Origin of the sequence: Streptomyces sp. SP17BM10, assembly GCF_036322405.1 — a bacterium.
GTDB lineage: Bacteria > Actinomycetota > Actinomycetes > Streptomycetales > Streptomycetaceae > Kitasatospora.
Window position 1 is genome coordinate 216,299 of record NZ_JAQYXB010000577.1, and the last position, 21,735, is coordinate 238,033.

Genomic DNA, 21,735 nt, shown 5'->3' on the forward strand with positions numbered 1-21,735 from the left:
AGCCTGGTCGGTTCCCCTCAGATGCGCGTTTCTAACGCACATTTTCGGCCAATCTGCAGGTCAGGACTGTGATCTGAGCGACGCCTGCCCCCCGGGGACTGCGCGATCACTGGTCAGGGGCGTAGCCTTAATCCCCGCTGTCCAAACATCCCAAAAGGAAGCGGAAGAGGGCGGTTGCCGCCGTGTCGCCACAGTCCCAAGAAACCCCCAACAGCTCGGCTAGCTCCACTGGCTTCGGTCCCAATGAGTGGCTCGTCGATGAGATCTACCAGCAGTACCTCCAGGACCCGAACTCGGTCGACCGAGCCTGGTGGGACTTTTTCGCCGACTACAAGCCCGGTTCCGAGGTGACCCCAGTGACCCAGGCCGCGACCCAGGCCGGCCCCACGCCGACCCCTGCCGCTGCCCCCGCGCCCGCTGCTGCTCCGGCCGCCGCGCCCGCCCCCGCCGTGCCGGCCGCCCCGGCCCCGGTGGCGGCGGCTCCCGCGCCGCTCGCCGCCGCGCCCGCCGCGCCGCCGGCCCCCAAGGCCGCCGCCCCGGCCGCCCCCGCCGCTCCCGAGGCCGCCGGCCCGGAGCTGGTCCAGCTGCGCGGCCCGGCGAAGGCCGTCGCCACCAACATGGACGCCTCGCTGGAGGTGCCGACCGCGACCTCGGTCCGCGCCGTTCCGGCGAAGCTGTTGATCGACAACCGCATCGTCATCAACAACCACCTGCAGCGCGCCCGCGGCGGCAAGGTCTCCTTCACCCACCTGATCGGCTACGCCCTGGTCCAGGCCATCAAGGCCCACCCGGGGATGAACCACAGCTACAAGGTGGAGGGCGGCAAGGCCTTCCTGGTCAAGCCCGAGCACATCAACCTGGGCCTGGCCATCGACCTGGTCAAGCCCAACGGCGACCGCCAGCTCGTCGTCGCGGCCATCAAGAAGGCCGAGACGCTCGACTTCTTCGGCTTCTGGCAGGCCTACGAGGACATCGTCCGCCGGGCCCGCGCCAACAAGCTGACCATGGACGACTTCACCGGCGTCACGGTCTCGCTGACCAACCCCGGCGGCATCGGCACCGTGCACTCCGTGCCGCGCCTGATGCAGAACCAGGGCACCATCGTCGGCGTCGGCGCCATGGAGTACCCGGCCGAGTTCCAGGGCTCCGCCCCGGAGACCCTGTCGCGCCTGGGCGTCTCCAAGATCATGACGCTGACCTCGACCTACGACCACCGCGTCATCCAGGGCGCGGCGTCCGGCGAGTTCCTGCGCGAGATCCACCGCCTGCTGCTCGGCGAGAACGGCTTCTACGACGAGATCTTCGAGTCTCTGCGGATCCCGTACGAGCCGGTCCGCTGGGCCACCGACGTCGCCACCACCCACGACGACGAGGTCAACAAGACCGCCCGCGTCATGGAGCTCATCCACGCGTACCGCGTGCGCGGCCACCTGATGGCCGACACCGACCCGCTGGAGTACAAGCAGCGCAAGCACCCCGACCTGGACGTCGTCCAGCACGGCCTCACCCTGTGGGACCTGGAGCGCGAGTTCGCGGTCGGCGGCTTCGGCGGCCAGAAGATGATGAAGCTCCGCGACATCCTCGGCCTGCTGCGCAACACCTACTGCCGCACCGTCGGCATCGAGTACATGCACATCCAGGACCCGAAGCAGCGCAAGTGGCTGCAGGACCGCCTGGAGAAGCCGTACACGAAGCCGGAGCGCGAGGAGCAGCTGCGCATCCTGCGCCGCCTGAACTCCGCCGAGGCCTTCGAGACCTTCCTGCAGACCAAGTACGTCGGGCAGAAGCGCTTCTCGCTGGAGGGCGGCGAGTCGCTCATCCCGCTGCTGGACGCCACCATCGACGCCGCCGCCGAGCACCGCCTCGACGAGGCCGTCATCGGCATGGCCCACCGCGGCCGCCTGAACGTGCTGGCCAACATCGTCGGCAAGCCGTACGGCAAGATCTTCGGCGAGTTCGAGGGCAACCTCGACCCGAAGTCGATGCACGGCTCCGGTGACGTCAAGTACCACCTGGGCGCCGAGGGCACCTTCACCGGCCTGGACGGCGAGACCATCAAGGTCTCGCTCGCCGCGAACCCCTCCCACCTGGAGGCCGTGGACCCGGTCGTCGAGGGCATCGTCCGCGCCAAGCAGGACGTCCTGGACCAGGGCGGCACGACCTTCCCGGTGCTGCCGATCCAGATCCACGGCGACGCGGCCTTCGCCGGCCAGGGCGTCGTCGCGGAGACGCTGAACATGTCGCAGCTGCGCGGCTACCGCACCGGCGGCACGATCCACCTCGTGGTGAACAACCAGGTCGGCTTCACCGCCGCCCCGGCGTCCTCGCGCTCCTCGATGTACTGCACCGACGTGGCCCGCATGATCGAGGCCCCGATCTTCCACGTGAACGGCGACGACCCGGAGGCCGTGGTCCGCGTCGCGCGGCTCGCCTTCGAGTTCCGCCAGGAGTTCCACAAGGACGTGGTGATCGACCTCATCTGCTACCGCCGCCGCGGTCACAACGAGGCCGACAACCCGTCGTTCACCCAGCCGCTGATGTACGACCTGATCGACAAGAAGCGCTCGGTGCGCAAGCTGTACACCGAGGGCCTGATCGGTCGCGGCGACATCACCATGGAAGAGGCGGAGCAGGCGCTCCAGGACTTCCAGGGCCAGCTGGAGAAGGTCTTCGCCGAGGTCCGCGACGCCTCCCAGACGCCGGCCGCCGGCGCCACCGGCAAGCCGGTCGCCGACTTCCCGGTCAGCATCCAGACCGGCATCTCGCAGGAGATGGTCAAGCGGATCGCCGCCTCGCAGGTCAACCTGCCGGAGTGGCTGACCGTCCACCCGCGCCTGTTCCCGCAGCTGCAGCGCCGCGCCGCCTCGGTCGAGGACAACACCATCGACTGGGCGATGGGCGAGACCCTCGCCATCGGCTCGCTGCTCATGGAGGGCCACCCGGTCCGCCTGGCCGGCCAGGACAGCCGCCGCGGCACCTTCGGCCAGCGGCACGCCGTCCTGATCGACCGCAAGACCGGCGAGGACTACACCCCGCTGCAGTACCTCACCGAGGACCAGGCCCGGTACACCGTCTACGACAGCCTGCTGTCGGAGTACGCGGCCATGGGCTTCGAGTACGGCTACTCGCTGACCCGCCCGAACGCGCTGGTCATGTGGGAGGCGCAGTTCGGCGACTTCGTCAACGGCGCCCAGACCATGGTGGACGAGTACATCGCCTCCGCCGAGCAGAAGTGGGGCCAGCACTCGGGCGTCACCCTGCTCCTGCCGCACGGCTACGAGGGCCAGGGCCCGGACCACTCGTCCGCCCGCCCGGAGCGCTTCCTGCAGCTGTGCGCGCAGAACAACATGACGGTCGCCATGCCGACGCTGCCGTCGAACTACTTCCACCTGCTGCGCTGGCAGGCGCACAACCCGCACCACAAGCCGCTCGTCGTCTTCACCCCGAAGTCGATGCTGCGCCTGAAGGCCGCGGCGAGTGCGACCGAGGAGTTCCTGTCCGGCTCGTTCCGCCCGGTCATCGGCGACACCACCGTCGACCCGGCGCAGGTCCGCAAGGTGGTCATCACCGCCGGCAAGTTCTACTACGACCTGGAGGCGGCGCGCACCGAGCGCGGCGTCACCGACACGGCGATCGTCCGGGTCGAGCGGCTCTACCCGCTGCCGGTGGCCGAGCTCCAGGAGGAGCTGGCCCGCTACGGCGAGAACGTCCAGTTCATCTGGGCGCAGGAGGAGCCGGCCAACCAGGGCTCCTGGCCGTTCATCGCGATGAACCTGGTCGACCACCTGCAGGTCGTCATCGGCCGCAGCGCCAACGGTTCGCGCCTGCGCCGCGTCGCCCGCCCGGCGGCGTCGTCGCCGGCGGTCGGTTCGGCCAAGCGCCACGGCGCCGAGCAGCAGGCCCTGATCGAAGAGGTCTACTCGATCTGAGGCTCTGAGCCAGGCTGACGTAACCGGCCCCCGTCCTCCCCTCGCGGGAGGACGGGGGCCGCTTCGTTTGTCGCAGAACCGTTTCCCCACGATGCCATGTCAAGGTCGCAGCTCTGCAACCAATCGGGTACCGGCGTGCCGGGTCACCTGACGGATCGATAGGTTATCCCTCGCCAGATCGCTGCCCCGGGAGCCCCGTCACCGCCTCCCGGGCCGGTCGGACGACCTCACCGCTCTCCCAGGGGGATGACCAGATGACCGCCGACACGCCGAGGGACGCCAGCAAGCTCCCGCCGGTCTTCCAGCCACTGCTGCCCGACGACCCCCGGGAGGTCGGCGGCTACCGGCTCTTCGCCCGGCTGGGCGCCGGCGGCATGGGCCGGGTCTACCTCTCCTACACGCCGGGCGGGCGCCCGGTCGCCCTCAAGGTGGTCCGCCCCGAGTTCGCCGAGGACGGCGAGTTCCGCCGCCGCTTCGCCCAGGAGGTCAGCAACGCCCAGCGGATCCACGGGCTCTACACCGCGCAGGTGATCGACTCCGGCGGCCTGGACTCGGACGCCCCCTGGCTGGTCACCGCGTACGTGCCCGGTCCGTCCCTCCAGCAGGTCGTGCGCGAGAACGGCGCGCTGCCGGTGCGCACCGTCCTGCTGCTGATGGGCGGCATCGCCGAGGCGCTGCAGGCCATCCACAGCGTCGAGGTGGTGCACCGCGACCTCAAGCCCGCCAACGTGCTGGTCGCCGGGGACGGCCCGCGGGTGATCGACTTCGGCATCGCCCGGGCCGCCGACGCCACCGCGCTGACCGGCACCGGGTACCGGATCGGCTCCCCCGCCTTCATGTCCCCCGAGCAGGCCCAGGGCCGCCCGGTCACCCCGGCCACCGACGTGTTCGCGCTCGGCGCGCTGGCCGCGTACGTGGCCGGCGGCGCGGCGCCGTTCGGCGACGGCCCGGACACCGCCGTCCTCTACCGGGTGGTGCACGAGGAGCCCGACCTGACCGCCGTCCCGGCCGACCTGCGCGAGCTGGTCCTGCGCTGCCTGGCGAAGCTCCCCGAGGACCGGCCGACGCCCGCCGAGATCATCCAGGTCGCCCGCAACCACCCGGAGGTCGGCGGCCAGCTGCGGTTCGGCGAGGACTGGCTGCCGCGCCAGGTCAACACCGAGATCACCCGCCGCTCGGACCTGCCCAAGACGCCGCCCACGCCGGTGCCGGCCGTCCCCTCCACCCCGCCGGCCCCGATGCCGGCCGTGCCCGCCACTCCCCCGCCGCCGGTCACCGCGCCGACCCACCCGGCCACGGCCGTGACGCACCAGCCGCCCGCGGGCCCGCCGCCCGGCTTCGCGCCGCCGCCCGTCGGCGCGTACGGTGCCCCGCAGCCGCCCACCGAGGCGCCGACCGCGCCGGTGCTCACCTCGCCGCCCACCATGCAGCTGCGCAGCGAGCCGCCGGCCTACGACACCCCGCCGCCCGGCCCGGTGGTCCCCGAGGTGCCCGGGACCGCCAAGCCCGAGCCGAAGGCGAAGAAGGGCGGGGTGTCCTGGAAGGCCCTGCTCGTCGTCGCCCTGGTGATGGCGATCGGCGGCACCGCAGGCGGCGTCTTCCTGATGAAGAAGCTGAACGACGGGAAGTCGAGCGGCAACCCCCCGGCCGCCGCCCAGTCGGTGTCCCCGTCGTCCGCGCCGCTGCCGACGTCGACGTCCGGCGCCGTCACCGCCCCGCCCACCGGCGCCGGTCCGTCCTCCGGCAACACCCCGGTGACGGCGCCGACGGGCAAGCCCGGCACGCCCGGCGCCACCGTCTCGGCGCCCGCCCGGCCCACCGGCTACACCCCGGCGCTCGACAAGGTCTCGCTCTCGATCCCCTCCGCCGAGTACTCCAGCGACGCGTACAAGATCGACCTGACCGCCGGCAAGGTCGTGCCCCGCGGCAACGACCTCAAGTGGGGCTTCGGCGTCGGCAAGGCCCAGTGCTGCGGCGGCCGGGCGGACTCCTTCGCCCCCTACGGCGACAACGCCTCCGACTTCGCGGTGATCAGCGAGGCCAGCGTCACCCCGGAGCAGTGCGCGAGCGCCATCGACTCCCGCCCGGACACCGACCTCAGCTTCAACCGCGTCACCCCGGGCCGGCTGCTGTGCATCCGCGACCGGGTGACCCAGAACATCGCCGTCGCCGCCGTGGAGGTCGCCGACGCGGGCACCGGCGCCGCCAAGGTGACCATCAGCACCTGGCGGGCCAACGGCCAGGCGGGTCTATCCTGACCAGGTCAACCCCCATCCGACCGGAGCGAACCGTGTACTTCACCGACCGAGGCATCGAGGAGCTGGAGAACCGGCGCGGCGACGAGGAGGTCACCTTCGGGTGGCTGGCCGAGCGCCTGCGCGAGTTCGTCGACCTCAACCCCGACTTCGAGATCCCGGTCGAGCGGCTGGCCACCTGGCTGGCGCGGCTCGACGACGAGGACGACGAGTGACGCGGTGAACCGCCAGCGAGAGGCCCGGAGGCGCTGCCCTCCGGGCCTCTCGCGTTGTCCCGTAGGGGTCGGCCTCAGGGCCGGGTCCGGGCCGGGATCAGGGGCGGAACCGCTTGCTTTTCCCGCCACGCGATATATCGTCTTCATCAGAGAACGCGATACATCGCGAGTCGCAACGGGAGGCGGCAGAGATGAGCCAGTGGACGGTCGACGGACCCGACAGCATCACCATCGACGAGGCCGTGCACACGGTCAACGTGCGGGTCATCGACGGCACCGTGAACGTGGTGGCGGCCGACGGCCCGGCCCGCCTGGAGGTCACCGAGCTGCGCGGCGAACCGCTGCACGTGACGCTGGTCGACGGCGTCCTCACGGTCACCTACAAGGACATCAGCAGCTGGGGCGAGGTCGGCGACTGGCTCAAGTCCGCCACCTCGATCAAGAGCTTCTTCGGCTCGCTCAAGAACAAGCGCGTCGCCGGCGTCACCCTGACCGTCCCGGCGGCCACCGAGGTCAAGGTCGGCACCGTCTCGGCCGGCGCCACCGTCTCCGGCTTCGCCGGCCACGTGTCGGTGCAGAGCGCCAACGGCGACGCCACGCTCGTCGGGCTCAGCGGCCGCACCGACGCCAACACCGTCTCCGGCGACGTGGACGCCCAGTCGGTGGGCGGCCGGCTCAGGGTGAACACCGTCTCCGGCCGGCTCACCGTGGTCGCCGGCACCGCCGACCGGATCCAGGCCAACTCGGTCACCGGCGCGGTCACCCTGGACCTCGACGTGGTCACCCCGGCCGACATCAAGGTCACCACGGTCAGCGGCCAGGTCGCCGTCCGGCTCCCCTCGCTCGCCGACGCCCGGGTCGACGCCGGCTCCACCAGCGGCGACGTCTCCAGCACCTTCGACCAGCTCAAGCTGGGCGGCAGCTGGGGTGCCAAGCGCCTGTCCGGGCAACTCGGCGACGGCCAGGGCAGCCTCGCGGTGACGACCGTCTCCGGCGCCGTCACGGTGCTGCGCCGCCCCGACGCGGAGGACGAGGAGTCCGTGGTGGTCCGCGAACTGCCGGCCGGCCCGAGCCTCGACAAGCCCGCCGGCCCCGACCTCACCAAGGAGGCGTGAGATGAGCCCCGTCTTCGGCCACGGCCGGCTGCGGCTCTACCTGCTGAAGCTGCTGGACGAGTCCCCGCGGCACGGCTACGAGGTGATCCGTCTCCTGGAGGAGCGTTTCCAGGGCCTCTACGCGCCGTCCGCCGGGACGGTCTACCCCCGGCTCGCCAAGCTGGAGCAGGAGGGCCTGGTCGCCCACAGCACCGAGGGCGGCCGCAAGGTGTACCGGCTCACCGACGCCGGGCGCACCGAACTGTCGGGCCGCCAGGCGGAATTGGACGAGCTTGAGGTGGAGATCCACGACTCCGTGACGCAACTGGCCGGGGCGATCCGCGAGGACGTCCGGGACAGCGCCAAGGACCTGCGCGAGGAGCTGTGGAACGCCGCGAAGGCGGCCCCCAAGCCGGACCGCGCCGAAAACGGGGACCCGTGGGCCGGCCCCTGGGGGGACAAGGAGTCCTGGCAGCGCGCCAAGGACGAGTTCGCCCAGTTCAAGCGCCAGGCCAAGGAGCAGGCCAAGCGGGCCAAGGACCAGGAGAAGGCCGCCAAGGCCAAGGCGAAGGCCGCCGAGGAGGAGGCCCGCCGGCTGCGCGAGCAGTCCAAGGCCGCCCGCACAGCGGCCCAGCAGGAGGCGCTGCGGATCAAGCGCCGGGTCGAGCAGCAGGTGCGCGAGCACGCCGCGAAGGGCGACTGGCCGACCGGGCTGGCCGAGGGCCTCTCGGAACTGACCAGGGGTCTGGCCGGGCTGGCCGACGCGGCCCGCTGGGGCCACCCGGGCGCCGAGGCACCCGCCGACCCGGCCGACCGCGTCACGGTGACCAGGATCGACCTGGACGAGGACGCGGACGAGCCGACCGGCGCCCCGGCGGACCTGCCGCCGTGGGCGGCGACCGACCCGGCCGGCGATCCGGCCCGGGAGCTGGAGCGGCTGCTCGACCGCTTCCGCGACCAGGTCCGCGACGCGGCCCGGGACGGCGGGGTGACGCCCGAGCGGCTCACCGAGGCGCGCTCGGTGCTCGGCGCGGCCGGCGAGCGGCTCAAGCGCCTGCTCGGCTGAGGCAAGGCGGCAGAACAGGCACGCCAGGCACGACGGACCGGACGGGCCCGGCGCTTCTCGGGGGGAGAGCGCCGGGCCCGTCCGCACGCCCGGGGGCGGTCCGACGGCGCCTACGGGTCCCGCGGTCCTACGGATTGAGGACGATCTTGCCGAAGACGTCACCCTTGGCGAGCCGGGCGAAGCCCTCGCGGGCCTCGGCCAGCGGCAGCACCGAGTCGATCACCGGCCGGACGCCGGCGGTAGCGCAGAGCGAGAGCAGCCCGGCCAGCTCCTCCTTGGTGCCCATGGTCGAGCCGACCACCTTGAGCTCCAGGAAGAAGATCCGGTTGAGCTCGGCGGCCTTCGGGCTGGGGCCGGAGGTGGCCCCGGAGATGACGATGGTGCCGCCGGGGCGCAGCGACTTCACCGAGTGCGACCAGGTGGCGGCGCCGACCGTCTCCATCACCGCGTCCACCCGCTCCGGGAGCCGGGCGCCGCTCTCGAACGCCGCGTCGGCGCCGAGCCCGACGGCCCGGGCGCGCTTGGCCTCGTCCCGTCCGGTGACCCAGACCCGCAGGCCGGCCGCCTTGCCGAGGACGATCAGCGCGGTCGCCACCCCGCCGCCCGCACCCTGCACGAGGACGGTGTCGCCGGGCTTCACGCCGGCGTTGGTGAACAGCATCCGGTAGGCCGTCAGCCAGGCCGTGGGCAGGCAGGCGGCCTCCTCGAAGCTGAGCTCGGCGGGCTTGGGCAGCAGGTTCCAGGTCGGGACGGCCACCCGCTGGGCGAAGGTGCCCTGGTAGCGCTCGGTGAGGATGGAGCGGGGCTCGTCCGGCCCCACCCCGTGGCCGGACTGGCCGATCACCGAGTGGAGGACGACCTCGTTGCCGTGCTCGTCGATGCCGGCCGCGTCGCAGCCGAGGATCATCGGCAGTCGCTCGGCGGGCAGGCCGACGCCGCGCAGCGACCAGAGGTCGTGGTGGTTGAGGCTGGCCGCCTTCACGGTGACCACGCTCCACCCGGGGCGGGCCTGCGGCTCGGGGAGTTCGCCCGACTCCAGGCCGGAGAGCGGGTCGTCGGCGTCGATGCGGGCGGCGTAGGCAGCAAACATGCTCGGGACGATAGCGGCGACGGCCGGGGCCGGGAACCACGCGTGGGTGTGACGCGTGTCCCGGCCCCGGCCGTCTGGTGTTCGGTTGTCCTGCCGCAGTCCTTCCGCGGTCCTGCCGCACCGGTCGCCGTGGTGGCCGCCGCAGCGGCCGCCCGGGATCAGGCCCGCGCGACGCCCTCGGCGCGCGCGGCCTCCGCGACGGCCTTGGAGACCGCCGGGGCGACCCGGTCGTCGAACGGCGAGGGGATGACCTTCTGCGGGGTCAGCTCGTCGGCCACGACGCCCGCCAGCGCCTTGGCGGCGGCCAGCTTCATGCCCTCGGTGATCCGGCTCGCCCGGACCTGCAGGGCGCCCGCGAAGATGCCGGGGAAGGCCAGCACGTTGTTGATCTGGTTCGGGAAGTCGCTGCGCCCGGTGGCGACGACGGCCGCGTACTTGTGCGCGACCTCGGGGTGGATCTCCGGGTTGGGGTTGGCCATCGCGAAGACGAACGCGCCCTCGGCCATCGTCGCGACGACCTCCTCCGGCACGGTGCCGCCGGAGACGCCGATGAACACGTCCGCGCCCGACAGCGCGTCGGCCAGCGAGCCCGTGAGACCGGAGCGGTTCGTCAGCGCCGCGATCTCGGCCTTGACGTCCGTCAGGTCGCCGCGGCCGTCGTACACGACGCCCTTGCGGTCGCAGACGGCCACGTCGCCGATGCCGGCCGCGAGCAGCATCTTGGCGATGGCGATGCCGGCCGCGCCGGCGCCGGAGATGACGGCCCGCAGCGAGCCGACCTCGCGGCCGGTCACCTTGGCGGCGTTCCACAGGGCGGCGGTGGTGACGATCGCGGTGCCGTGCTGGTCGTCGTGGAAGACCGGGATGTCCACGGCCTCCTGCAGCCGGCGCTCGATCTCGAAGCAGCGGGGGGCGGAGATGTCCTCCAGGTTGACGCCGCCGAAGGAGGGCGCCAGCCGGACCACGGTCTCGACGATCTCGTCCACGTCGGTGCAGGCGAGCGCGATCGGCACCGCGTCGACGCCGCCGAACTGCTTGAACAGGATCGCCTTGCCCTCCATCACGGGCAGCGAGGCCTGCGGGCCGATGTCACCGAGGCCGAGCACCGCGGTGCCGTCGGTGACCACGGCGACCGTGTTGGACTTCCAGGTGTAGTCGTTCACCAGCTCCGGCTGCTCGGCGATGGCCGTGCACACCCGTGCGACACCCGGGGTGTAGGCGAGGGACAGGTCGTCCGCGTCGCGCACCGGGACGGTCGCCCGGATCTCCATCTTGCCACCGCGGTGCAGTGCGAAAACGGCGTCGACCGGATCGTCGGTGTCCTGGGTGCTGCTGTGGATGATCTCCGCTGCCACGATGACCTCTTCGTCATTGTTCCGGCGAGGACGCGCGGCCGACGGACGGGGTGACCCCGTCCGGAAACCGGAAACCGGGTACGCCGAAGCGGACCCGGGGCGGGGTCGGGGCGCTGCCGTCGGGCGGCGCCCTCGGATGAGGGTTTTATGGGGTCTTGTCTGTCCGCGTTGGGTACTACCGGGCGAGCGTAAGTCGGACGAAGGCGTTGCACCTGTGCCTTTTCGTCCTCGTCACGAGCAGTTCATCGCCGCGCTGTCGCGTCGCGGGCCCGGCTTCGCAAGCGCCGGGCTCCGGCGGCGGCAACGGCGATGACACGCGTGCACCCGCGGGAGTGAACGCAGACACGGAGGGGAGCAGGCGTTCCGGATACGGAGCCGCGTGAGGACTTCCGTTCCTGAACACCCCGAGCCTGTCGGGACTCGGCGGTCTGGTTCGAGCGTTCGGGGGTCACCCGGTACCGAATTCTGACACACCCGCCCACCGGCCCGGCAGGGCGGGATGACAGGATCGCTTGTCCGCCATCCGCCGTACACCACCACGGCACCCTGGCGACCGCACGTACCTCCCACAGGAGCAACCACCCTCATGCACCACCGCACCCGTTCCCGACGCTCCGCCGTCACCGGCGCCGCCCTGGCCGCCACCGGAGCCCTGCTGCTGACCGGCTGCAACGACGGCGGACAGGCCGCCGCGAAGGACCCGGTCCAGGAGATCCGCGCCAAGCTCCCGAAGGCCCAGCGCTCCGCCGGCGCGCTGCGCGTCGGGATGGACGTGAACTACGAGCCGGTCGAGTTCCGCGGCCCCGACGGCAAGCCGGCCGGCCTGGACCCCGACATCGCCACCGCGCTGGGCAAGATCCTCGACGTGCGGGTCGAGCTGGTCGACACCCCGTTCGACAAGCTGATACCGAACCTCCAGTCCAAGCAGTACGACTTCGCGATGTCCGCGCTGAGCGACATCCAGAAGCGGCGCGAGGGCCTGGACGACTCCGGCAAGCAGACCGGCCCCGGCGTCGACTTCGTGGACTACTTCATCGCCGGCACCTCGATCGTCGTCCCCAAGGGCAACCCCAAGGGCATCAAGACCCTGGACGACCTGTGCGGCCGCACGGTGGCGCTCCAGCAGGGCACCACACAGGACGAGATCATCACCCGTCAGGTCGCCGTCTGCGCACGAACGGGCCGCCAGCTGACGCCCCACAAGCTCGACAGCGACACCAAGGCGCTGGCCGAGGTGGCCTCCGGCGCAGCGGCGGCCGGCGTCAACGACTTCCCGGTGGCCGCGTACGCGGCGAAGTCCGCCGACGGCGGCAACCGCTTCGAGGTGACGGGCGCGCAGTCCACCTCCAACCCGTACGGGATCGCGTTCCGCAAGGGCGACACGGAGCTGCGCGACACCCTGGCGAAGGCCGTCGACCAGCTGATCCGCAGCGGCGAGTACGACAAGATCCTCGCCAAGTGGGGCGTCCAGGCGGGCGCGGCCCAGAACGCGGTGGTCAACGGGGGCATCTGACAGGGGGATCCGGCGGAGGCGAGGGCGGCGGGCCTCCGGGCGCAGCGCGGAGGGATCTGCATACTTATACGCAGGGTGACAGGGACCAGGGAATCGTCCGAATAGCGGACAGCACGGCCCCTCGTTATCCGATTTTGATCTGAATGAGGGCCTTCCCACCGTCATCAGATGGCAGGATTCCCCCCATCTCGGATCGAGCCGGCCACTGGTCGAGGCGGTTCGGTCAACGTCCACCTCGGCGGAGGGTGGCGGAAGCGGTACCCGAGCACCACCCTGGACGCCCCCCGGTCCAGGCGCACGATCCGGCCCTGCCCGTACGACGACGTACAGCGCCGAGTGTGTACCCGTACAGCGCCGTACGGCCTTGCTGCCCGGCGCGCCGCCTCCCGCGGCGCGCTCCGCCCGACCTCTCCCTCAGGAGGAGATCCCCCTCATGACCGCCCGTACCCAGCGCAACCGCCTCCTCGCGGCCGGCGCCGTCGCCGCGTCCCTGACCCTCGGCCTCACCGCCTGCGGCAGCAGCGGTTCCTCCAGCGGCTCCTCGGCCGGCGCGAACGCGAGCGCCACGGTCCCGGCCGTTTCCGCGGACCCCTCGCTGGCCGCCCTCGTCCCGGCCGACGTCAAGTCCGCAGGCAAGGTCGTCGTCGCCACGGACGCGTCCTACGCGCCCAACGAGTTCAAGGACGACAAGGGCAACATCGTCGGCATGGACGTCGACCTGGCCACCGCGATCGCCAAGAAGCTGGGTCTGACCGCCGACGTGCAGAACGCCACGTTCGACTCGATCATCCCGGGCATCACGGGCAAGAAGTACACCCTCAGCATGAGCTCCTTCACCGACACGAAGGAGCGCGAGGCCACGGTCGACATGGTCACGTACTTCAGCGCCGGCACGGGCGCCGCGGTCAAGAAGGGCAACCCGGAGAAGGTCGACCCCAAGGACCTGTGCGGCAAGAAGGTCGCCGTCCAGACCGGCACCACCCAGGCCGACTCGATCAAGGACACGATCAACCCCGCCTGCGTCAAGGCCGGCAAGCCGACCGTCCCGAACGACGGCGACAAGTTCGACCTGCAGACGGACGTCACCCAGGCACTGGTCTCCGGCCGCGACCAGGTCATGCTGGCCGACTCCCCGGTCGTCGACTACGCGATCAAGCAGACCAACGGCCAGCTGGAGAAGGTCGGCGACGTCACCGACACCGCCCCGTACGGCGTCGTGCTCGCCAAGGGCTCGGACCTGACCAAGGCCGTCCAGGGCGCCGTCCAGTCCCTGATGGCGGACGGCACGTACAAGAGCATCCTGGAGAAGTGGGGCGTCCAGGCGGGCGCGATCGACAAGCCCGTCGTCAACGGCGCCACCAGCTGAACCCGCTCTTCGGACACACAACCCCTGAGGCCACACAGTGAACCCTTCCGACCAGGGGTCGGTGCCCCCGGGACGGCCTGAGACCATCAAGGCCGTCCCGGTCCGCCACCCCGGACGCTGGGTGGGAGCAGCCGTCGTCGCCGTCCTCGCGGCGATGCTGATCCACGCCCTCATCACCAACAGCCAGTTCCAGTGGGACGTCGTCGGGAAGTACCTCTTCGACCCCTCGATCACGCACGGCCTCGGTGTCACGCTCGAACTGACCTTCCTGTCGATGGCGATCGGCATCGCCGGCGGCATCACGCTGGCGATCATGCGCCTGTCGCCGAACCCGGTGCTCTCCAGCACGGCCTGGTTCTACATCTGGGTCTTCCGCGGCACCCCGGTGCTCGTGCAGCTGCTGTTCTGGAACTTCCTGGGCTCGCTCTGGGCCAACATCTCCATCGGCATCCCGTTCGGCCCGGCCTTCTGGTCCGAGCCGACCAACAAGGCGATCCCGCTGTTCGTCGCGGCGCTGCTGGGCCTCGGCCTCAACGAGGCCGCGTACATGGCCGAGATCGTCCGCGGCGGCATCCAGTCCGTGCCGCTCGGCCAGACCGAGGCCGCGCACGCGCTGGGCATGAGCCAGTTCAAGACCATGCGGCGGATCATCCTGCCGCAGGCGATGCGCGTGATCATCCCGCCGACCGGCAACGAGACCATCTCGATGCTGAAGACCACCTCGCTGGTCTCGGCGATCTCGCTGGAGGAGTTGCTCCGGGCCGGCCAGAACATCTACTCGCGCACCTTCCAGACCATTCCACTGCTGCTCGTCGTCAGCATCTGGTACCTGCTGATGACCTCGATCCTCACCGTGGGCCAGTACTACGTCGAGCGCCACTACGCCCGCGGCGCCAACCGTGCGCTCCCGCCGACCCCGCTGCAGCGGCTGCGCAGGCTGTTCGCCGGCAAGCCGGTTCCGCCGGCGAAGGACGACGTGGTCCCGGGCATCGAGGGAGGCGGTCACGTATGACCGATCTGACCAAGCCCACCGACTCCCGGCCGGTGCCGATGGTCGAGGCACGGGGCGTGCGCAAGTCCTACGGCCTCGTGGAGGTGCTCAAGGGCATCGACCTGGAGGTGCGCAAGGGCGAGGTGTTCGTCCTGGTCGGCCCCTCAGGGTCCGGCAAGTCGACCTTCCTGCGGTGCATCAACCACCTGGAGAAGATCAACGGCGGCTTCCTCTCGGTCGACGGCGAACTCGTCGGCTACCGGATGAAGGGCGACCGGCTCCACGAGCTGAAGGAGAGCGAGGTCGCGCAGAAGCGCCGGGACATCGGCATGGTGTTCCAGCACTTCAACCTGTTCCCGCACATGACCGCGCTCGAGAACGTCATGGAGGCGCCGGTCCAGGTCAAGGGCGAGTCCAAGGCCGAGGCGCGCGAGCGCGGCATGGCGCTGCTGGAGCGGGTCGGCCTCTCCGACAAGGCGAAGGGCTACCCCTCGCAGCTGTCCGGCGGCCAGCAGCAGCGCGTCGCGATCGCCCGCGCGCTGGCCATGAAGCCCAAGCTGATGCTCTTCGACGAGCCCACCTCGGCGCTCGACCCGGAGCTCGTCGGCGAGGTGCTGGACGTCATGCGCGGCCTCGCCGAGGACGGGATGACGATGATCGTCGTCACGCACGAGATGGGCTTCGCCCGCGAGGTCGGCGACGCGCTGGTGTTCATGGACGGCGGCGTGGTCGTCGAGTCCGGCAACCCCCGCGAGGTCCTCACCAACCCGCAGCACGAGCGCACCCGGTCCTTCCTCTCGAAGGTCCTCTGAGCGTGCGCTGAGCGAACGACCCTTGGCGCCCGGCAGGCCGGTCCTGCCGGGCGCCGCCGTTTCCCCGATCCAGGTAATAGGCTGGAAGCAATCAGCCCGTTACCGAACCACTGGAAGGACCGCCGTGGAGCTCGCCTCCTACGCCGATCTCGCCGTTCGGCTGGTGAACACCGAGGAACCCGAGCGCGGCACCGACACGCTGACCTCGGTGGACGCCGTGCGCGCCCTGTTCTCCGAGTCCTCTCGCGCCGCCGCCCTGGCGGACGAGTCCGACCTGCCGCGGCTGCGGGCGGTGCGGACCAGGCTGCGCGGGGTCTTCGAGGCCGCCGCCGAGGGAGACGAGGTGCGTGGCGTCGACCTGCTGAACAGCCTGCTCATGGAGTACCCCGTCAGCCCGCTGGTCTCCGGCCACGACTACCTCGACGACGCCGGCCGACCGCGCTGGCACCTGCACCTCGCCGACAACTCACCCACCGCCACCGCGCACTTCAGCGCCGTCGCGTGCATGGGCCTGGCCGTCCACCTCACCGAGCTCGGCGCCGACCGGCTCGGCATCTGCCAGGCCGCGCCCTGCCGCAACGCCTACCTCGACACCTCCACCAACCGGTCCCGGCGCTACTGCTCCGACCGCTGCGCCACCCGCGCCAACGTCGCGGCCTACCGGGCCCGCAAGCGCCAGGAGGCCCAGGACGCGGCGCTCGGGCCGCAGCGGTCGCCGGACCACGAGGGCCGCGCCCGGACGGCCTAGAGCTCGGCGTCCACCCAGACGCCGAGGCGGCGGGCCAGCCCCGGGACCCGGGCCAGCCAGGGGGTCAGCAGCAGCCGCTCCAGCCGGCGCCCGGGCGCCAGCCAGGCCGGGCGCGGGCGCAGCCGCAGCAGGACCCGGCCGAGCACGAGCTCGTCCGGGACCGCGCCGTAGCTGCGGCTGTCGCTGTCGACCGGCCGGTTGTCGGACAGCAGCCACCAGCCCTTCGCCCGGCGCTCGGCCGCGCGCTTGACGACCAGCAGGTCCTGCTGGAAGGGGTGCCGGAAGAGCACCACCGCGCCCGGGCGGATCCGCGCGCCGTACCTGACCAGCAGTTGGTCGCCCTCGCGCAGGGTCGGGACCATCGACGGTCCCGCCACGTCGACCAGCCCGAACGGCACCGCGCCCGCCCGTGCACCGCCCCCCGGTTGCGTCATCCGCGCCACCACTCCTCCTCCCGGCCGCCGCGTCCCAGTGTGCCGTACGGGCCGTCACCTGTCCGGTGTCCGGATTACCCCGGTTCCGGCTCGGCCTTTTGCCCTAGGCCCACCGCCCGATCGCGAAACCGGGAGGCCGGAAGGGTAGTCTCGGGCGCGGGAAGACGATCTAAGGAAGGACTCCCATGTTCTCTCGTCTGTTTGCACCGCGCGCCACCGCCCACGCCCACTGCGACCTGCCCTGCGGTGTGTACGACCCGGCGCAGGCCCGGATCGAGGCCGAGTCGGTCAAGGCCACCCAGGAGAAGTACCAGGCCAACGAGGACCCGCACTTCCGCGCCCGCGCCATCATCATCAAGGAGCAGCGCGCCGAGGCCGTCAAGCACCACATCTCGGTGCTGTGGAGCGACTACTTCAAGGCCCCGCACTTCGAGAAGTACCCGCAGCTGCACCAGCTGATCAACGACACCCTGAAGGCCGCCTCGGCCACCAAGGCGTCCACCGACCCGGCCACCGGCCAGGCCCTGCTGGACCTGATCGCCGAGGTCGACAAGATCTTCTGGGAGACCAAGCAGGCCTGAGCCTGACGCGTCGCCACCTCGTAAGCCCCCGCCCGGACCGCCGGACGGGGGCTTTCGCGCGTCCGGGCCGTGCGTTCACGCCCGTTCATCTCCGTATACCCACCTGTAAGGACTGATGTGCCGTAGTGGCTGTTATGCTGCCAGGGCGTCCGAGGGGAGAAGTCCGGTGTGAATCCGGCGCTGACCCGCAACGGTGAGCGCGGCCCCGCGGCCGTGCCAGCCCGATCGCCCCCGGTCGCCGAACTCCCGACAACTCGCCGAGGACTGCGAGGGGATGGCGCCCGGGACCGCACCCGGCCGACGCCGGCCCCGGCACACCCACGGCCCGACGCAAGGCGCCCCTTTCGTGAGTGAGCGAAGCGAGCGAACCGTCAAAAGGCGCGCGTGGAGGCATGCTCCCGCCGCACGCAGCGAGGCGGACGCATGAGCAGCCCACCGGACTCCCGCCGCGTACCCGCCGGGCCCCTCGCCATCGGCCTGGCCGCCGCACTGCTGGTCTCCCTCGTCTGCGGCGTGGCCCTCGGCGCCGCCGGGCTCGGCTGGTCCCGCGTCCTGCGGCTGCTCGGCGCCGGACTGACGGGTGGTCGGCTGGAGGCCGAGGAGGCCGCCGCCTACGCGATCGTCTGGGAGATCCGGCTGCCGCGCACCGTCCTGGCCGCCGTGGTCGGCGCCGGGCTCGCCGCCACCGGGGTCGCCGTACAGGCCCTCGTGCGCAACGTCCTCGCGGACCCGTTCGTCCTCGGTGTCTCCTCCGGCGCCGCCGTCGGTGCCAACGCCGTCCTGCTGCTCGGCGCCTTCGCCTCGCTCGGCGTGTGGGCGATCTCCGCCTCCGCGTTCGGCTCCGCGCTGATCGCCATGGTGCTGGTGTACCTCGCCGCGCGCACCGCCTTCGGGCTCACCCCACTGCGCCTCGTGCTCACCGGCACCGCCCTCTCGTACGGCTTCTCCGCGCTCACCGCGCTCATGGTCTTCGCCGCCGCCCGCGGCGAGGCCGCCCGCGACGCCATGATGTGGCTGCTCGGCAGCCTCGGCGGCGCGACCTGGGGCTCGGTGCCGATCGCCGGCGCCACCGTGCTCGCCGGGCTCGCCCACCTCACCTGCACCGCGGGGCGGCTGGACGCGCTGGCCATGGGCGACGAGACCGCCGCCTCGCTCGGCGTCGACCCCGACCGGCTGCGCCGCGAGCTGTTCGTGGTGACCGCCGCCGTCACCGGCACGGTCGTCGCCGTCAGCGGGGCGATCGGCTTCGTCGGGCTGATGGTCCCGCACCTCGCGCGGATGCTGGTCGGCGCCGGGCACCGCCGGGTGCTGCTGGTCGCGCCGCTCGCCGGGGCGCTGCTGCTGGTCTGGGTGGACATCGTCGCGCGCACCCTCCTCGCCCCCGCCGAACTGCCCGTCGGGGTGGTCACCGCCGTGCTCGGGGTGCCCTGCTTCCTGCTGCTGATGCGCCGTCGCGGCCACGCCCTCGGAGGCCGCTGATGGACCTCGCCCTCGACTCCGTCTCGGTGGAGCTGGCCGGCACCCGGCTGGTCCACGACGTCGCCCTCAAGGCCTCCGCCGGTCAGATGGTGGGGCTCGTGGGGCCCAACGGCAGCGGGAAGTCGACGCTGCTGCGCTGCGTCTACCGGGCGCTGCGCCCCGCGACCGGGGCCGTCCTGGTGGGCGGCGACGACCTGCACGCGCTCGCCCCGCGCGAGGCCGCCCGGCGGGTGGCCGCACTGCCGCAGGAGCACTCCGCCGAGTTCGACTTCACGGTGGCCGAGGTGGTCGCCATGGGCCGGCTGCCGCACCGGCGGGGCTTCGGCGGCCCGTCGGACGGCGACCTCGGACGCTGCACCGAGGCGCTGCGGCAGGTCGGCGCCGGGCACCTCGCCGAGCGCGGCTTCCTGAGCCTGTCGGGCGGCGAGAAGCAGCGCGTGCTGATCGCCCGCGCGCTCGTCCAGGAGCCACGCCTGCTGGTGCTGGACGAGCCCACCAACCACCTCGACATCGGGCACCAGCTGGAGGTCCTGGCGCTCGTCCGCGCGGCCGGGCCGACGGTGCTCACCGCGCTGCACGACCTCAACCTGGCGGCCGGACACTGCGACCTGCTGTACGTCCTGCGGGCCGGGCGGATCGTCGCCTCGGGGCCGCCCGCCGAGGTGCTCGAACCCGGGCTGCTGGCCGAGGTGTTCGGCATCCGGGCCACTCCCGTGCGGCATCCGGGGACCGGGGCCGTCCACCTGCTCTTCGACCGGCTCCGACCGGACCTGGCCAGCTCCGACCAGATCTGACCGGCTCCGACCGGCCGTCATCGTCTCTTCGACCCCGAGGAACCCACTTGCGCACCAAGGCCGTTGCCGCCGTCGCCCTGCTCGCCCTGGGACTCACCGCCTGCGGCGCCGAGATCGCCCCCGCCGACGGGGCCAGCGCCGCGTCCGCCCACTACCCGGTGACCGTCGACAACTGCGGCACCAAGCTCACGTTCGCGCAGAAGCCCGCCCGCACGGTCACCAACGACGTCGGCATCACCGAGCTGATGCTCTCCCTCGGCCTGGCCGACCGGATGGCGGGCTACGTGATGCCCGACGACAAGGGCCGGATCGACCGGGTGGCCTGGAGGGACGGCTACCAGCGGACCTCGTGGCTCTCCAAGAAGCAGATCTCCAAGGAGATCGTGCTCGACGCCAAGGCCGACCTCGTCCTGGCCGGCTGGCACTACGGCTACGACGAGGGCCGCGGGTTCACCCCGCAGGCGCTCAAGGCCGTCGGCGTCGACTCGTACGTGCTCACCGAGTCCTGCCGCAGCGGCAAGGGCACCGAGCGCGGCGTGATGTCCCCGCTGGACGCGCTCTACACCGACCTGGCCAACCTCGGCGCGATCTTCGACGTCGAGGACCGGTCCGAGCGGCTGATCGCCGACTTCAAGGCGCAGGTCGCCGCCGTCCCGCAGCCCGAGCGCCGACCGTCCGTCTTCCTGTACGACAGCGGGCAGGACAAGCCGTACACCGCGGGGAGGTTCGCCGCGGCCGACGAGATCATCACCCGGGCCGGCGGACGCAACGTGATGGGCGACATCGCCGACTCCTGGATCACCAGCGGGTGGGAGAGCGTCGTCCAGCGCGACCCCGAGGTGATCGTCGTCAACGACTACGGCGACACCACCGCGGACGCCAAGCGGGCGTTCCTGAAGTCCTTCCCGCCGCTGGCCGGGGTCAGCGCGATCAGGAACGACCGGATCTTCGTCCTCGACTACGCCGACCTCGTCGAGAGCCCGCGCAACCCGGCCGCGATCACCGCGCTCGCCGCGTACCTGCGCGGCGGGCAGAACGGCTGACCGACCCCGCCCCGGCCCCGGCGGCCGGGCGTACGCTCGGAGTACGAACCGACGGACCCCGACCGGAGGAGCGACATCATGACCACCATGGCGGCGCCGACGGCCTTCGACGCCCGCGCCCTGCGCGAGGGCATCGAGCGCAGCGACGCCGGGATCCTGCTCGCGCTGTACGCCGAGGACGCGGAAATGCGCGTCGTCGACCACCGGACCCAGCCCAGCCACCCCCTGGTGATGCACGGGCGGGACGAGATCGGGGCCATGCTGAACGACGTCTACGGCCGCGAGATGACCCACACGCTGGAACAGGTGGTCGTCCAGGGCGACCACGTCGCCTTCATGGAGTCCTGCCGCTACCCCGACGGCGTGCGGGTGCTGATGACCTCCATGGCCGACCTGCGGGACGGGCGGATCGTCGACCAGACCTCCGTCCAGGCCTGGGACGAGACCGGTCCCGGCCAGTAGGCTCGGCCCCATGATCCGCACCGCCCTCCCCACCGACGTCCCCGTCATCCGCGCCATGATCGGCGAGCTAGCGGAGTACGAGAAGGCCCCGCACGAGGCGGTGGCCACCGACGAACAGCTGCACGACGCGCTGTTCGGCCCCGCACCGGCGCTGTTCGGCCTGATCGCCGAGGACGACGCCACCGGCGAACCGGTGGGCTTCGCGGTCTGGTTCCTCAACTTCTCCACGTGGCGCGGCACCCACGGGATCTACCTGGAGGACCTGTACGTCCGCCCGGAGTCCCGCGGCGGCGGCCACGGCAAGGCGCTGCTGCTGGAGCTGGCCAGGATCGCGGTGGAGCGCGGCTACTCGCGGATGGAGTGGTCGGTGCTCGACTGGAACGAGCCCTCGATCGACTTCTACACGTCGCTCGGCGCGGTGGCGATGGACGAGTGGACCGTCTACCGGCTCACCGGCGACGCCCTCGCCGCCGCCGGGAGCCGCTGAGACCCGCTGAGAAAGCGCTGA

The 21,735-nt window shown here is 71.8% G+C and carries 19 protein-coding genes; 16 read left to right on the top strand and 3 right to left on the bottom strand.

Features of this window, described 5'->3' with window-relative positions:
- Positions 1-182 precede the first annotated feature (182 nt).
- The 5 genes from PUR71_RS17955 (at position 183) to PUR71_RS17975 (ending at position 8,559) form a co-directional block, all read left to right on the top strand.
- The gene (locus PUR71_RS17955) at positions 183-3,929 is read left to right on the top strand and encodes a multifunctional oxoglutarate decarboxylase/oxoglutarate dehydrogenase thiamine pyrophosphate-binding subunit/dihydrolipoyllysine-residue succinyltransferase subunit (protein WP_329928016.1); all 3,747 of its coding nucleotides are present in this window, start codon (positions 183-185) and stop codon (positions 3,927-3,929) included.
- Between the two features lie 254 nt (positions 3,930-4,183).
- Complete coding sequence (locus PUR71_RS17960; protein WP_329928017.1) at positions 4,184-6,187, top strand: serine/threonine-protein kinase; 2,004 nt, start codon at positions 4,184-4,186, stop codon at positions 6,185-6,187.
- Positions 6,188-6,219: 32 nt separating this feature from the next.
- Positions 6,220-6,399 (top strand): DUF6104 family protein, encoded by a 180-nt coding sequence (locus PUR71_RS17965; RefSeq protein WP_329928018.1) that lies wholly within the window; start codon positions 6,220-6,222, stop codon positions 6,397-6,399.
- 191 nt (positions 6,400-6,590) lie between these two features.
- Positions 6,591-7,514, top strand: a complete 924-nt coding sequence (locus PUR71_RS17970; protein ID WP_329928019.1) for a DUF4097 family beta strand repeat-containing protein — start codon at positions 6,591-6,593, stop codon at positions 7,512-7,514.
- Position 7,515: 1 nt separating this feature from the next.
- Complete coding sequence (locus PUR71_RS17975) at positions 7,516-8,559, top strand: PadR family transcriptional regulator (protein WP_329928020.1); 1,044 nt, start codon at positions 7,516-7,518, stop codon at positions 8,557-8,559.
- Positions 8,560-8,686: 127 nt separating this feature from the next.
- Here the strand turns inward: PUR71_RS17975 and PUR71_RS17980 are convergent, their stop codons facing one another.
- Both PUR71_RS17980 and PUR71_RS17985 read right to left on the bottom strand, forming a co-directional pair.
- Complete coding sequence (locus PUR71_RS17980; RefSeq protein ID WP_329928021.1) at positions 8,687-9,649, bottom strand: zinc-binding dehydrogenase; 963 nt, start codon at positions 9,647-9,649, stop codon at positions 8,687-8,689.
- Between the two features lie 158 nt (positions 9,650-9,807).
- Positions 9,808-11,004 (bottom strand): NAD(P)-dependent malic enzyme, encoded by a 1,197-nt coding sequence (locus tag PUR71_RS17985; RefSeq protein WP_329928022.1) that lies wholly within the window; start codon positions 11,002-11,004, stop codon positions 9,808-9,810.
- Positions 11,005-11,590: 586 nt separating this feature from the next.
- Between PUR71_RS17985 and PUR71_RS17990 the strand changes: the two genes are divergently transcribed.
- From PUR71_RS17990 to PUR71_RS18010, 5 genes are all read left to right on the top strand, one after another.
- Positions 11,591-12,517 (top strand): ABC transporter substrate-binding protein, encoded by a 927-nt coding sequence (locus PUR71_RS17990; RefSeq protein WP_329928023.1) that lies wholly within the window; start codon positions 11,591-11,593, stop codon positions 12,515-12,517.
- 433 nt (positions 12,518-12,950) lie between these two features.
- Complete coding sequence (locus tag PUR71_RS17995; RefSeq protein WP_329928024.1) at positions 12,951-13,883, top strand: ABC transporter substrate-binding protein; 933 nt, start codon at positions 12,951-12,953, stop codon at positions 13,881-13,883.
- A gap of 121 nt (positions 13,884-14,004) precedes the next feature.
- On the top strand, positions 14,005-14,895 hold the full coding sequence (locus PUR71_RS18000) for an amino acid ABC transporter permease (RefSeq protein ID WP_329928025.1): 891 nt from the start codon (positions 14,005-14,007) through the stop codon (positions 14,893-14,895).
- A 38-nt stretch (positions 14,896-14,933) separates the two neighbouring features.
- Positions 14,934-15,686, top strand: coding sequence for an amino acid ABC transporter ATP-binding protein (locus tag PUR71_RS18005; RefSeq protein WP_329928155.1), 753 nt, complete (start codon positions 14,934-14,936; stop codon positions 15,684-15,686).
- Between the two features lie 124 nt (positions 15,687-15,810).
- A complete protein-coding gene (locus tag PUR71_RS18010; RefSeq protein ID WP_329928026.1) occupies positions 15,811-16,434 on the top strand; it encodes a CGNR zinc finger domain-containing protein in 624 nt (207 codons plus the stop codon).
- Here the strand turns inward: PUR71_RS18010 and sodX are convergent.
- Positions 16,431-16,868, bottom strand: coding sequence for a nickel-type superoxide dismutase maturation protease (sodX, locus tag PUR71_RS18015; RefSeq protein ID WP_329928027.1), 438 nt, complete (start codon positions 16,866-16,868; stop codon positions 16,431-16,433). The genes PUR71_RS18010 and sodX overlap by 4 nt on opposite strands.
- Before the next feature lie 185 nt (positions 16,869-17,053).
- Between sodX and sodN the strand changes: the two genes are divergently transcribed.
- The 6 genes from sodN to PUR71_RS18045 all read left to right on the top strand — a co-directional run bounded on the left by sodN (position 17,054) and on the right by PUR71_RS18045 (position 21,714).
- A complete protein-coding gene (sodN, locus tag PUR71_RS18020; protein ID WP_238865337.1) occupies positions 17,054-17,449 on the top strand; it encodes a superoxide dismutase, Ni in 396 nt (131 codons plus the stop codon).
- Positions 17,450-17,872: 423 nt separating this feature from the next.
- Positions 17,873-18,928, top strand: a complete 1,056-nt coding sequence (locus PUR71_RS18025; protein ID WP_329928028.1) for a FecCD family ABC transporter permease — start codon at positions 17,873-17,875, stop codon at positions 18,926-18,928.
- Positions 18,928-19,722 (top strand): ABC transporter ATP-binding protein, encoded by a 795-nt coding sequence (locus PUR71_RS18030; protein WP_329928029.1) that lies wholly within the window; start codon positions 18,928-18,930, stop codon positions 19,720-19,722. Before PUR71_RS18025 ends, PUR71_RS18030 begins: the two co-directional genes overlap by 1 nt.
- 47 nt (positions 19,723-19,769) lie before the next feature.
- Positions 19,770-20,765 carry an ABC transporter substrate-binding protein gene (locus PUR71_RS18035; protein WP_329928030.1) on the top strand — a complete coding sequence of 332 codons (996 nt, stop codon included), beginning with the start codon at positions 19,770-19,772 and terminating at the stop codon, positions 20,763-20,765.
- 78 nt (positions 20,766-20,843) lie between these two features.
- Positions 20,844-21,227 carry a nuclear transport factor 2 family protein gene (locus tag PUR71_RS18040; RefSeq protein WP_329928031.1) on the top strand — a complete coding sequence of 128 codons (384 nt, stop codon included), beginning with the start codon at positions 20,844-20,846 and terminating at the stop codon, positions 21,225-21,227.
- 10 nt (positions 21,228-21,237) lie between these two features.
- The gene (locus PUR71_RS18045; RefSeq protein WP_329928032.1) at positions 21,238-21,714 is read left to right on the top strand and encodes a GNAT family N-acetyltransferase; all 477 of its coding nucleotides are present in this window, start codon (positions 21,238-21,240) and stop codon (positions 21,712-21,714) included.
- Positions 21,715-21,735 lie beyond the last annotated feature (21 nt).

Bases quoted from the DNA above. Each gene is read 5' to 3' on its own strand.
- sodX (WP_329928027.1), bottom strand. From the start codon at position 16,868: ATGACGCAACCGGGGGGCGGTGCACGGGCGGGCGCGGTGCCGTTCGGG.
- sodN (WP_238865337.1), top strand. From the start codon at position 17,054: ATGTTCTCTCGTCTGTTTGCACCGCGCGCCACCGCCCACGCCCACTGC.
- PUR71_RS18045 (WP_329928032.1), top strand. From the start codon at position 21,238: ATGATCCGCACCGCCCTCCCCACCGACGTCCCCGTCATCCGCGCCATG.
- PUR71_RS18040 (WP_329928031.1), top strand. From the start codon at position 20,844: ATGACCACCATGGCGGCGCCGACGGCCTTCGACGCCCGCGCCCTGCGC.
- PUR71_RS17990 (WP_329928023.1), top strand. From the start codon at position 11,591: ATGCACCACCGCACCCGTTCCCGACGCTCCGCCGTCACCGGCGCCGCC.
- PUR71_RS17995 (WP_329928024.1), top strand. From the start codon at position 12,951: ATGACCGCCCGTACCCAGCGCAACCGCCTCCTCGCGGCCGGCGCCGTC.
- PUR71_RS18025 (WP_329928028.1), top strand. From the start codon at position 17,873: ATGAGCAGCCCACCGGACTCCCGCCGCGTACCCGCCGGGCCCCTCGCC.
- PUR71_RS17980 (WP_329928021.1), bottom strand. From the start codon at position 9,649: ATGTTTGCTGCCTACGCCGCCCGCATCGACGCCGACGACCCGCTCTCC.
- PUR71_RS18005 (WP_329928155.1), top strand. From the start codon at position 14,934: ATGGTCGAGGCACGGGGCGTGCGCAAGTCCTACGGCCTCGTGGAGGTG.
- PUR71_RS18030 (WP_329928029.1), top strand. From the start codon at position 18,928: ATGGACCTCGCCCTCGACTCCGTCTCGGTGGAGCTGGCCGGCACCCGG.
- PUR71_RS17975 (WP_329928020.1), top strand. From the start codon at position 7,516: ATGAGCCCCGTCTTCGGCCACGGCCGGCTGCGGCTCTACCTGCTGAAG.
- PUR71_RS17960 (WP_329928017.1), top strand. From the start codon at position 4,184: ATGACCGCCGACACGCCGAGGGACGCCAGCAAGCTCCCGCCGGTCTTC.
- PUR71_RS17970 (WP_329928019.1), top strand. From the start codon at position 6,591: ATGAGCCAGTGGACGGTCGACGGACCCGACAGCATCACCATCGACGAG.